The sequence below is a fragment of the Chitinophaga rhizophila genome, assembly GCF_019492185.1.
GTDB lineage: Bacteria > Bacteroidota > Bacteroidia > Chitinophagales > Chitinophagaceae > Chitinophaga > Chitinophaga rhizophila.
This window is the reverse complement of sequence record NZ_JAICCF010000004.1, coordinates 528,540-541,244: the sequence shown is the minus strand read 5'-3', so window position 1 is coordinate 541,244 and position 12,705 is coordinate 528,540. Positions and strand designations below refer to the sequence as shown.

The 12,705-nt window shown below is 46.9% G+C and carries 8 protein-coding genes; 3 read left to right on the top strand and 5 right to left on the bottom strand.

All coding sequences use genetic code 11. The features are described 5' to 3' along the window. Nucleotides 1-46: 46 nt before the first annotated feature. Together K1Y79_RS22215 and K1Y79_RS22210 are read left to right on the top strand one after the other, a co-directional pair. Nucleotides 47-3,859 (top strand): CheR family methyltransferase, encoded by a 3,813-nt coding sequence (locus K1Y79_RS22215; protein ID WP_236059772.1) that lies wholly within the window; start codon nucleotides 47-49, stop codon nucleotides 3,857-3,859. A 6-nt stretch (nucleotides 3,860-3,865) separates the two neighbouring features. Next, entirely contained in the window at nucleotides 3,866-4,222 is a 357-nt protein-coding gene (locus K1Y79_RS22210) for a response regulator (RefSeq protein ID WP_220252393.1), read from the top strand. A 50-nt stretch (nucleotides 4,223-4,272) separates the two neighbouring features. Here the strand turns inward: K1Y79_RS22210 and K1Y79_RS22205 are convergent, their stop codons facing one another. The 4 genes from K1Y79_RS22205 to K1Y79_RS22190 form a co-directional block, all read right to left on the bottom strand. Beyond that, a complete protein-coding gene (locus K1Y79_RS22205; RefSeq protein WP_220252392.1) occupies nucleotides 4,273-4,977 on the bottom strand; it encodes a class I SAM-dependent methyltransferase in 705 nt (234 codons plus the stop codon). 88 nt (nucleotides 4,978-5,065) lie between these two features. Then, entirely contained in the window at nucleotides 5,066-7,132 is a 2,067-nt protein-coding gene (locus K1Y79_RS22200; protein ID WP_220252391.1) for a CehA/McbA family metallohydrolase domain-containing protein, read from the bottom strand. A gap of 137 nt (nucleotides 7,133-7,269) precedes the next feature. Further along, a complete protein-coding gene (locus K1Y79_RS22195) occupies nucleotides 7,270-8,634 on the bottom strand; it encodes a right-handed parallel beta-helix repeat-containing protein (RefSeq protein WP_220252390.1) in 1,365 nt (454 codons plus the stop codon). Nucleotides 8,635-8,940: 306 nt separating this feature from the next. Next, nucleotides 8,941-9,810: a helix-turn-helix domain-containing protein gene (locus tag K1Y79_RS22190; RefSeq protein ID WP_220252389.1), complete on the bottom strand. Its 870-nt coding sequence runs from the start codon at nucleotides 9,808-9,810 to the stop codon at nucleotides 8,941-8,943. Nucleotides 9,811-10,171: 361 nt separating this feature from the next. On the opposite strand from K1Y79_RS22190, the gene K1Y79_RS22185 reads away from it, so the two are divergent. Beyond that, entirely contained in the window at nucleotides 10,172-10,462 is a 291-nt protein-coding gene (locus K1Y79_RS22185) for a hypothetical protein (RefSeq protein ID WP_220252388.1), read from the top strand. A 53-nt stretch (nucleotides 10,463-10,515) separates the two neighbouring features. Here the strand turns inward: K1Y79_RS22185 and K1Y79_RS22180 are convergent, their stop codons facing one another. Continuing rightward, nucleotides 10,516-12,501: a WD40 repeat domain-containing protein gene (locus K1Y79_RS22180; protein ID WP_220252387.1), complete on the bottom strand. Its 1,986-nt coding sequence runs from the start codon at nucleotides 12,499-12,501 to the stop codon at nucleotides 10,516-10,518. Between the last annotated feature and the right edge of the window lie 204 nt (nucleotides 12,502-12,705).

Below are 12,705 nucleotides of genomic sequence, written 5' to 3'. Positions count from 1 at the left end.
CTTCAATGATGAATGGAATGCAAAAAGCTTATGTTTGTATAATCTTATGAACACAATGGAGTATAACCAGGATAAAGAAAATATTTTAGCAGGCAGACCTGACAAAGATGATCTGCTGGTCGTAGCTATCGGCGCTTCCGCAGGAGGTGTACGGGCGCTGCAATCATTCTTTGAAAATGTTCCTGCTAACCCTGGCATGGCATATGTAGTCATCCTGCATCTTTCTCCTGACCATGATAGTAAACTCACCGGCATACTGCAACAGGCCACAGCCTTGCCAGTTACCTGGGTAACGGAAAAGACTAAAGTACAGGCCAACCAGGTATATGTTGTTCCACCTGATCATCACCTGATCATGTCTGACAACTATATTATGGTATCTGAATATGCCGGCATGGAAGAACGGAGAGCTCCGGTAGATATCTTCTTTCGCACCCTCGCCAATTCAATGGGTCCCAGGGCTGTCTGTGTTATCTTATCCGGTACAGGCGCAAATGGCTCTATGGGACTGAAGCGCATCAAAGAGTGTGGCGGAGCGGCATTTGTTCAGAACCCCCGGGAAGCGGAGTTCAATGAAATGCCGAGGAATGCCATCGCGACCGCCCTTGTGGATGATATATTACCCGTAACAGAGATACCTGAAAAGATCATAGCGTATAAACTAAGCCTGGGCTCCGTACAGATACCGGTAGATAGTGAAAAAAGAGCGGAAGATGAGCAACATGCGTTGCGGGAGGTGTTTGCACATCTGCGGTTACGCACCGGGCATGATTTTACAAACTACAAGCGGCCTACCTTGCTGCGCCGGATTGAACGGCGTATTAACATCCGGAACCTGAATACCTTACAGGCTTACGCGGCTTATTTACAACATAACCCTGACGAGGTGACGGCATTGCTGAAAGATCTGCTGATCTCTGTCACTAACTTCTTCCGGGATAAAAAAGCCTTTGAAGTATTGGAGCGGGAAGTGGTACCGGCCATCTTACAGAAAAGGAAGTCGGAGAATCACGTAAGGGTATGGATTGCAGGTTGCGCGACAGGAGAAGAAGCTTACTCGCTGGCCATGTTATTTGCCGAGAAGGCCATGGGCTCTATCGATGATCCTAAAATACAGATCTTTGCAACAGACATAGACGAAGCAGCCATCAGTGTGGCCAGGGAAGGGTATTATACCCTGAATGATGCAGCAGATGTATCTCCCGAACGCCTCCGGCGGTTCTTTAACAAGGAAGGCGAAGGCTACCGGATAAAAAGGGAAATACGTGAAACGATTCTGTTTGCAGGGCATAATTTTCTCAAAGATCCACCATTTTCTCACCTGGACATGGTGTCTTGCAGAAATGTACTGATATACTTAAATCATACGGCGCAGGAACGGGTGATGGAAACATTCCACTTCGCCCTGAAGCCCGGAGGATACCTGGTACTGGGTCTCTCTGAATCAGCAGAAAGCGCCAGCGATCTGTATACGGCCTTCAACAGGGAGTTTCATATCTTTCAGTCAAAACGGATCGCACAAAGCAGCTACCCGGTACCGGAATCCTTGCCCAACTTTAAGTTTTCTGAACCCGTAGTCAGGCAGGCGGCCATCAATCACGACAGCAGAACGCGCGAGCGCATTATGATTCATGACCTGCATCAGCGCCTCCTGGAGGAATATGCTCCGCCGTCTATGGTCATCAATGAAGAATATGATATTCTGCATTTGTCTGAACAGGCAGGGAAATTTCTACAGATGGCCGGCGGCGAGCCAACGCAGAATCTACTGAAGCTGGTACGGCAGGAATTGCGCCTTGAACTTCGTTCCGCCCTCTATCAGGCAGTACAGCGTCAGACAGCGGTAGAGGCGAGAGGACTAAGAGTTAGCATCGACGGAAAGTCAGAAAATATCAATATTCATATCCGCCCGGTATTCAGACAAGGAAATGTTTCCAATGGATTGATACTGGTAATATTTGAGCGTAGCGCGGAAGAAGTGCCCGAGCAGGAAGTGATTCTGTCATCTGACGAGCCGGTAGCCCGGCAGCTGGAAGAAGAATTAATACGCCTGAAGGCGCAACTGCGGCCTTCTGTAGAACAACATGAGTTTCAGCAGGAGGAACTGAAAGCCTCCAATGAAGAACTGCAGGCGATGAATGAGGAACTACGTTCTTCCGCAGAGGAACTGGAAACCAGCAAGGAAGAACTGCAGTCTATCAATGAAGAACTGCGCACTGTCAACCAGGAACTGAAGGTCAAGGTGGACGAAACAACACTTGCCAGCAATAACCTGCAAAACCTGATCAACTCTGGTGAAATAGGTACTATATTCCTGGACCGAAGTCTGAGGGTGGCATTGTTTACACCACCTTCCCGCACAGTGTTCAATCTCATCCCCAATGATATAGGAAGGCCTCTCTCGGATATCACCAATAAACTCAGCTATGATAGTATTATTACAGATGCAGAAGTCGTGCTGGATAAATTGCAGACGATAGAACGGGAAGTGAATGCGACTGATGGCCGGGTTTTCCTGATGCGGATATTACCATATCGTACAGAAGAAGACCGTATCAATGGAGTAGTGATGACCTTCATCGACATGACAGAGCATAAGAAGGCCGAAATAATACTACGGGAGAATGAGGCATGGCTGAATGGTCAGAAGGAGGCTTTTCAGGCAGCGATGAGTGGACGTCCACTGTCGGTAGCACTGGCTGCCCTGGTTAAAACGGTGACGCAATACGGAGACGGTGAAGCGCGTGCAGCCTTTTACATGGCACCTTCAGGTGCAGATGGCCTTCACCTGGTGGTGGGTATGAGTGAGGAATATGGTCAGGATGTTAAAGATTTTAAGATAGGCGCTGACTCCCTTGCCTGTGGGCTGTGCATGCATACCGGAGAGCCTGTGATTACTCCCGATCTGGAAGATGAACCCCGCTGGACAGAATGGCTGCAGGTGTCCAGGAAGCATGATTTTCGTGCTTGTTGGTCGTTTCCGGTGAAAACCATCGGCGGACCCGTACTGGGAACCTTTGCCATGTATTACAGGCAACCACGGAAACCGCAACCAAGGGAACTTGAACTGGCGGGCGTCATTACACATGCTGCAGCTATTATTATATCCTGGTATATCGAAACAGGTGAACGCGCACAGGCAGAACAAGCCTTGCGTTTAAGTGAACACAGACTTAGAAACCTGCTAAGGATCAGAGAAGAGTTTATTGGCGTGGCCAGTCATGAACTGAAAACGCCTATTACCAGTCTGAAAGCCTATGCTGAGCTGGTATATGAAAAGATGCAGGTGGCAGGTAACGATGAAGAAGGAGATCTGCTGCAGCGGATGAACGGACAGATAGACCGCTTAACACTGCTCATTAATATGTTGCTGGATACAACCAGGGTATCCGAAGGACAGTTGAAGCTATCCTTTAAAGAAACAGATATCAATAAGTTGGTGGCCGAGAGAGTAGAAGAGATCAAACGTACCAGCGATCATCAGCTGGTGTTGCAGCAGGCAGACCTGCCGCTTATTAAAGCAGATACGGAACGTATAGGACAGGTTATTACTAATTTATTGACAAACGCTATAAAATATTCTCCTGCCGGTACAACAATCCAAATTGTTACACAGTGGGAAAATGAAGGCATCAAGGTAGGAGTGCGGGACGAAGGATATGGTATTTCTGAAGAGCACCTCAGTAAAATATTTGATAGATTTTATCGGGTTACTACAGACAACTTTGATACATTTCCCGGAATGGGCCTGGGTTTGTACATTTCTGCACAGATCATTCAGAGACATCAGGGTACAATAAATGTGGAGAGTCAACCAGGAAAAGGTTCCTACTTCTCATTACACTACCCTACAAAATAAAAACTAATGAAAAAGATAGTGCTGATTGAAGACGATAGTGCCATCCGGGATGTATTCTCCCTGATACTGGACCCTGACCGATACAAGCTGTTTGCATACAGTTCGGGTAAGGTGATTCTGGAAAACCAGGTCGTCGTTCCGGATATCTTCATGCTGGATAAGAATATTGCCGGTACCGACGGCCTGGATCTATGCCGGTTCATTAAAGCAAGCGATATTTATAATAACACGCCCGTCATTATCCTCTCTGCCAGCCCGAATATCGGCGAGCTTGCAGAGATGGCTGGCGCAGATGCATCTATCGCCAAGCCATTTACTTTACAGTCCTTGCGGGAAACTATTGACAAATTTACCAGCCAATAAGTATAAATTGCCAGCCTGGAGTCGCGTAACTTGTTAACCTTGTATGCCATCTAATCCAGCTTGTGCGCCCTCACACAAATAAAATGTGGGTTTGCTTTCAGGAACGCATATTCCTTCGGATACAACAGCTCACAATCTGCCGTTGGTGTTGGCGTAATGGCCATATCCATCTTGAAGCCATTCTGTTGCAATGCCTGTTCTATCTCTGCCCATGGTCGCTGGTAGATGTCCATGTGTACATCAAAGCCTGACCAGTATACAGAGATCTTTTCTTTGCCTGTTAATTGTTTATTTAACATGTCTGGACTCTGCGGATGGTCTGTGGAAAAGATCAGGAGTCCGCCGGGCGACAGAACCCGTGCGAACTCACTGAATACATGCGGAAGGTCGTCCAGGTAGTGTATCACAAGAGAGCAATAGATGATATCAAAGGCAGCATCGGTAAACTGTGGTAGTCCGTTATTCAGGTCATGTACGCTTGCAATAGCGCGATGACCCGTCCGGGCGTTCGTCAGTGCCACCATTTCCGGGCTGTAATCAATAGCAGTAACGACAGCCTGCCTGTCTATAAGCATCCGGGTCACGATTCCCGGCCCACATCCTGCGTCCAGTAACCGTTTGCCCTGAAGCGCATCCGGCAACAGTGACAGGCTGGCAGGCCGCTCGTAACAGGCGTTCCATGGATTGTCAGTGATCATGGAGGCGTATTGTGCGGCGAATAACGGGTCCGCATATATTTCATGTGACAATGACATAAGACCAGGCGTTAATGTTTGATGTAGTGATCTGATATTAGCTGTAATAGTTTTACAGGCATCTTGATTTGCTGCTACCGGTATAGTTTTATAACCAGAACGTCTGACTAAAAGCGCCGTTTGCTGCTACATCCCACGCTTCAACACGTACCCATTTTCTACCGGATAGCTTGCTGTTCATGCGGAAGGTTTTCATGCCAAATGCTTGTGTATCTGTAAGTGTGATCTTTTCTCTATATACTTTCTCTCCATCTCCAGAGATAATTTCGACAAAGTTCATGGGGAATGTCCATTGAAGCGTGAGTTCGATATTCGCCATGCCATTTGCCGGAAGCTGTACGCTGTCTCCAGGAGCTTTACCGTTTACCTTCAGAGAAGGCATTAGTACTTCACCTGTACTACTGAAAAAGCGCCCCTTTTGCATAGCATCCAGCACTGGCAGCCAGCTGTCTTTATAGCCTGGAAGAGCATCCAGCATCAGGTAGTTGACGTTCATATGGGCATACATCTCATTATGACGTGTAATGGTGAACAGGTCTGCCTCTGCGATCACTGTCTTGCGCACGCCCCAGTTATTCATGTCATCCATCAGATCGAGGACTCTTTTACCCAATCGGGGTTGAGATAGATCTGCTGGCATCGCTTTCCAGGCAGCGCCCATAAACCGGTCTGAACGGAAGAAATCCTCGTGGTTATAGATATCGGGTGTATTTACCGAGCCTTTTGTACGTGGATGTGCTGTCCAGGCCAGTCCCTGTTCATCCTTTAGCAACTGCAGCATCTCGGCTTTGTTCCCGATGTGGTATACAGTGCCATAACCCGGTTTATTTTCCTTGTAAGGCTGCTCCGGTTTACGGGACATGACCCAGTATACCGGACGAGGGAAGATATTCAACCAATGCCCGCCAAAGAACTCATTAGGTTCTTCCCCTGGTAATAGCAGGAATTGTTCGTCTGATTGCTTTTCACAAAGCTCAAACAAGGCTTTCAGCTGTGGTAGTCGCTTCTCGTCCGGACCTCGGGGATCGGCAGTATAATGAAACTCTCCCAGGTGTACAATGTCTACGCCCATATCCTTAAAAACCTGCACAAACTCAGGCTTTTCCGGTACAGGTTTGCCTGCCATGATCACGTTCATGACGAACTCATTGTGAAAATGACTCGACATGGTTTTGAATCCGGGAAGAGATGCATACCGGTCAGCACGCGTAAAGGCTTTTAGTGCCGTAAATGCCGCAGTATCCTTCTGCTCGCTGAGCAGGCAGAAGAAGTTCAGTCTTTGTTGGGTACCCGGAGGAGCATTGAACCAGGGTACGAATCGGCGGTCGCCCTGCAGTTCCTGCCTGATGCCTATACCATACCCGTTAACCAGCTTGCGGTAGCGGTTGCCGTACCAGGTAAAGTCGAGGTTAAAGGCTTCGTCCAGCGGATAAAAGTATTGGTGAGGAGGGGGGAAGACAGTCAGCGTACCTTGTTTGCCGCTGGCAGCGATAGCTCTGTACTTCACCGCCTGGTGGCGGGCGGTATCTGCCTGGGCGACTTTGACCTGCCGGAGACTATCTCCGGTGCTCATCCAGGATATATGCTGCCAGTCCGGAGTCGTACTAACCATACCTGCATCAAACACGATGGCTTTGGCAGGGGCGTCAGTACTGATGACCGCGGCAATATTTAACAGCGGACTTCCATTATACAGGGTCACTTCCAGGGTGCCTGAGAACTTCTCGGCCGTAACCGGACCGACACTGGCTATGGTGCGGCTGCCTTCTGTTCTGACGCTGACAGTTGTTTTCCTGACGGATAACGGGTAGGTCTCATAGGGCCGGTTGGGTACTTTATCAAAGAAGATATTCCAGCCGTTTTGCGACAGTAGGTCGCGTTTGCCGACCGTCATGACAAAGGCAGGGTCTATACCGGCAGAGATCTCTTTCCCGTTCAGTGACATTGTTTTGAATAGCGGGCGTTCCTGGGAAAGGTCGAGCACCACCCGGCCTTGTTGTGCATTGCCGGCAGGCCACGAGAGAGTCAGCAATTGTCCTTGTTGAGTAACGTGGGTACCGTTGTCCGGCTTGTAGCCTTTCATATCTACTTTTACCTGGGCCATGGCAAAAACAGAGATGAATAGTGGAATGATGGGTAATAAGTGGAGCTTCATTACGTGAATTTATGTTCGCTCCAAGATAAGGTAACAAGTGAGAAATAGGAAGGGAATAATGGTATAAAATACAATTGCGCAATACCAACTTATCAACTGTTATTGAAAGCGGTATTGCGCAATACAGGTACTGATCATTATATATTCACGCGTTGGCGCAGGTTTTCACTGCTGATATTTGCTTTTTCGAGGGATGGGTACTTCTTGTTAGTATACATGCCGTTCCCTTCTTTAGCAGCAGCCCCTTCTTCTGTATAGATATAGAACTTTTCATAGATCGTTCCCCGGCCTTTATGGGGCGCTACCAGCGTGTTGTTATAGACGAATTGGGCTACCTTCATGCCGGTATAGCCATTAAGCCGTATATTATTGCCGCCTGTATTGGCAATGGTGTTAGCCCCGATCCATACTAACGCATTATGGCTACCCCTTACACTGATGCCGTCAGATTCATTGTTGGCAAATACATTGTTATGTATAAAGTGACGGGCACCGTTCTCTCCAGAGCCATAGAACTGGCAGAGCTCACCCCATCCGTCATGCACATAGTTTCTGTATACCCGGGTGTTAGTTGTTCGTCCGCCAATCAGTATACCGCCATTGTGTGCAGCGTTGCGCAGCAATGCCCAATGGGACACCTCATTACGGGTAATTTCCAGTTGATTGATGGCGGCAGTCTGTATACCATCCAGGCCTGTCTGCGAAACATTACAGTTATAGATTTTTACATTGTTCCACATCGCAGGCTGTACATATTGATGTCCTTTCGCGGCTCCGTCAGGAGAGCCATAAAATGGCGTATTGGATGACAGGTCCCAGTAGGTAGCTGTGTGTCCGATGTACATACCTTCATTCTGTGTATTGGAGATATTTACATCATGTATAGACAGGTTATGCATGATGAGATTGGGGTGTACGGTACCAGGATCGCCTTTGGCAGGATCTGTCTTGGCAACAATACCATTACCGCCGTCTTTAATAGTCAGGTTACTGATCTCAATATTGTCTGATTTATTGCCTATTTGCAGGTCATAATAGGCTTCCCGGGCCGGTTGAGTCGAACCATTGATCACGAGCGATTCCCTGCCGGATTGCCCACGTAATTTGATATAATGGCAATTCCAGAGCACAAAGGCAACGGGGAACTCGCCGCCGTTCCAGGATGGGTTCCCGATAGTTACAACATGTTCAGCGAGATTCTGAATAATGATAGGCGCATTGGATTTGCCGCTCATATTGGAGATGAGTACAGCCTTAAAATCGCCTTGGAGATTAAGAATGTCGCCTGGTTGGTAGGTGTTATCCGCATTGTCGATAATCAGCCGGCCATTAGCGTCGGGTACCAGGGTAAATTGTCGGGCATGGCCCTGGGCTTTGGCAGCAGTAAGCGTTTCAGGTGACAGGTTCAGATCAGCTACAGTATCTTCTTTTCTGCAGCTCAGCGCTCCCAATAGGAGGCAGGTTACAATCATTGATTGTAATAGAGGGATGGGCGTTCTCATTGGTTTGGTTTTTAAGATATGATCAAATTTTCAGTGTGCGCAGACGTACGGAGTCGCGCTTTCGTCGAAACAATCAAATAAGGTTTTAATGTTAATACGGGGCTTCCGTTCACATGATCTTGTTGAGACAATCTATCTGTAAAGTGTATCGGTTCTTCTGTCGGTTTTACACTACAAAATACAAAATGAGTGCCATGCCACAATGAAAGATGCACGGGCCACAGATGTTGATTGCCGGCGCGTTTAACATGCTGAGCGCACAGATAATAACGCGTAGGCTGGTAGCGGTTGAGTCATATTGTTCTGTTACTTTCCTGTTTGCTTAAAGGTCCGCGGAGAAACGCCCATTACTTTCTTAAATACCCGCGAAAAGTGATACTGGTCGTCATACCCTAGCTGCAGTGCGATTGTTTTTATGTTATAGTCGCTTTCCTGTAACAGCTGACTGGCCTTCTGGATCTTGAGCGAAGTAAATAGGCTGACAGGAGAATACTTTGTCTTTTCCCTGAATAGTGCAGAAAGGTGGGAGGCCGACAGGTTCACATAAGCGGCAAAGTCTTTCAACGTAAGGTTCTTTTCCAGGTTGTTTTTCATTAACGCAATGACGCTTTGAATGGGATTGCTGATCTGGTCTGCAGCTTTCAGTGGCACCTGCTTGAATGAGCTGAGGAAACTATATAGGTTGCAGTTAGCATAGATGATACTTTCTGTGTTATTCATGAACTCCAGGTGATGCAGGATGTCCTCGAATAACATCTGCCGCATAGGGGAGGGTGCAATAGTTTGCGGACCGGCATATTTTCTTGGCATCAGAAAACGGGAAAGGTGGTCTGCCTGTTCACCTGTAAAATGCACCCAATATATGCTCCATGGTGTTTTATCGGCTGCGCCATATTCATGTCCTTCTTTTCTCGGAAGTATGAAGTACTGATTGGCCTTTACTGCATATGTTTTGCCATTTAGCCGGTACCAGCCTTCACCCGCAATGCAATAGATCAGGATATACTGTGCACAGCCAGCCGGGCGCTCTCTGTTATGAAGTCCGGCATGTGGATAGAAGCCGATGTCAGTAATATACAGCTTCCGGCAAAGTGCATGCGTAGCGCAATACTTCCTTCTGGCCTCGGGCAGAATACAGGATTGCTGCCCGGCAAAACCATCTGGCAGCTTTTTCATAACGTCATTCCCGTTCGGCATAATGTCTATCCTTTTTAAGCTGTCGTAAGTTAGTTATATTCTGAATGATAAATAATTCCAACGATAACAGTATTCCTTCCCGTTCTGGTGCGGCCACTCATGAAGTATCAATTCATAATTTTATACATTTTTTACACCTGTTTATCCATTGTTGGATTTGCCATTACAAGACGACTTTATATCGTCTAATTCGACAATTTCCACTTCATCCACTGGCATCTCAGGTAATTAATGTTAAAACCCTGACTGCATGATAGTTAAATGGACAAGGTTATGCCTTTACTGAGAATTACGCTTACCTTCTTATTGCTTACAAACGCCTTTATTAGTTCAAAAAGGCATGATTCTCCTGGCGCTGAAAGCTTTACAGGTAGACAACCTGCCTGCCAGCGCTATCCTCATCAAGATCATTGATAACTTCGTCAGTAATGGTAAACTTGTATCCCTGTTGAGGGCGAAAGTTGGTCTGGACCGGCTGCTCTTTCCTGGTATAAACATACCTTTCCATACAGCCTGCCGGACGGCAGTTATACAATTGTATAATTGCCTGATAGCGTATATGAAGCAGGATGGGTTTAACCTGGTCGTAACTATCACTGCCGGCCAGGCTAAAAGGGTTGGTGAAGAGTGATTGTGCCCAGGATAATTGTATGCTGCCTTTAGCAGATAGTTATCCCGTTTCTTCTATACCCGGGTGTAGACAGTGTATTCATTCTCTTTAATGATGCTGATAAACCGGTCTGCATGCGCGTGTATACTCATATCCCTGGCATACCCAATATTCTTTAAATGCCTGTCCCATATCATGGTGATACCGGTATCCAATACCAACAGGAAATAGTCTCCATTGTCGAGAAACAGGATACGATTAACATCATTACTCCTGTTTTTCAGAAAGGTATGGCCTTCCAGTTCTACGAGTGAGGTTTTTGCTGAAGATAGGGTTTGTGCATCTCCCGTTGCCATATTTACGGCAATGCTGGTTTCTGGCTTGAACAGGTCTATTACTTCCTGCATAGGTATCAGTTCCACTCTTTCCAGTCCGGGCAGTTTCCAGGCTACATATTTGCCATGATCTCCGCCTCCGGCTATATATTGCCCGTCAGGAGAAAAGGCGGCGATCGTCAGCCCGAAATTGTGGTTAGTATCGTTGTACATGATCTCCTTGTACCCTTTAATATAGGTCGGGTGCGCCCATAGCACTTCCTTACGGCCGGTAGTCAGATCATAATACTGCGACTTGGCCGTATAAAAGAAACAAAGCAGTCTGTCTTTAGCAGGGGAGAAGGCATAATAGTGATTACCATCAGTGAAGTCATATTCGGCTACCACTTGCCCGTCAAAATCGAGAATAGTATTTAGTGTATGTTGCTGTCTGGTTACAATCCATTGTTTATCTGTAACGATGCTATTATGCATGTTATCTTCCACGGCTAATTGCTTCTCTAGGACGCCCTTGTCGTTATATATCAGGAACCAGTTATTGAACAAGACATAGTATTGTTGGTGCGCTGCCGAATATACCAGATCAGTTACGTCGCATTTATGGAGGTGCTTGCCAGGTTTGCCCATATCCGGCAAAGGCAGTTCCAGGTGGTTGTTATCTTTATCGATGATATGGTTATTGATAAAGAAAGCTCCTGTAGCCTCAATACTTCCTGACTTCGGCCCAAAAGGAGGACAAAATCCTGGTGCTGGTAAGATTGTTTTCTCAAAGACAAGTCTACCGGATGCGTCAAATTTGTAGATAGTCTTTTTCGCTGAAAAGATCATTACTTCTCCTGTTGCATTTACATGAAACGCATCAATAGTAAATCCTGTTGTATCAAAACGGAGCGCCTCCTGATAGGTCAAACCTGGGGCCAGTTCAAACAGTTCCTGCTTCGGCTCACTGATTTTTATCCTGCGCCTGAACGGATTCTCATAGGTGATGTTCAGTAACTGCTGTGCCAGCATCACTAATGCGGCCAGTTCGACTTTCAGCACGTTTGCGGCTGAAGGATCGGTAGTCTGTGTTTGTTGGATGCTGTTGATATATCGCTGATAGTTCGTCTCAAATAAAGGAATGGCTTTCTCTATATAACCTCCGAAAAGTAATAATCCGAGGTGCTTAGGGGCCGGGTCGGTGATTTGATCCACTATGTCAGGAATAGTTGTGTATTTTCCTACCTCTTCCATCAACAGGTTTATACCGGTGGTAAGAAGGTCTGCGGTTGGTATAAAATCCTGTGCCGACCTGTCGGCTATTCCTGACGCGGCGTAATCAGTGCGTTGTATAAGCTGCTCCCGCGGTGAAGCATGCCTTGAAAAGGAAAGGAAGTCGTCCGGTTTAAGCTGATCAAACGAGATGGCTACCTCCGACCTGAATGTACGTTGTGGGTACCTGACATAGCACCCGTCTCCGGTATATTGGGTATACCATTCCTGGTAACCTGGTACGTCAATATAGGCGTTCACACTGAAGCGTAAGAACAATGTGGCTGTGGTTTCCTCATAGTAAAGGTTGGTGCCTGGGGATGATAGAACAATCAGTTGCTGTATCGGACCTTTCTTTCTCGTAAACTGCGCCTTGGCTTTGGAGAACTTAAATCCGAGTATCCGTAGGTGGTCATTAAACAAGTTACCCACTTCGGTAGCGACCAGCGCATTAATCTTACTATTTTTTATCATGATGTACGTTCTAAGGGTATAGGGTGCTGCGCAAAGTACGACTTATTGTATATAAACAATATTATATGAGTGCGGATTTAGCTATCCCGTCTCCAGGTATACAGTTATCTTACGCGGATCTGCGACGGCTGCTACCGGTGCTTTTAGCTATCCCGTCTCCAGGTATATAGTTATCTTACACGTTTCTGCGACGGCTGCTACCGG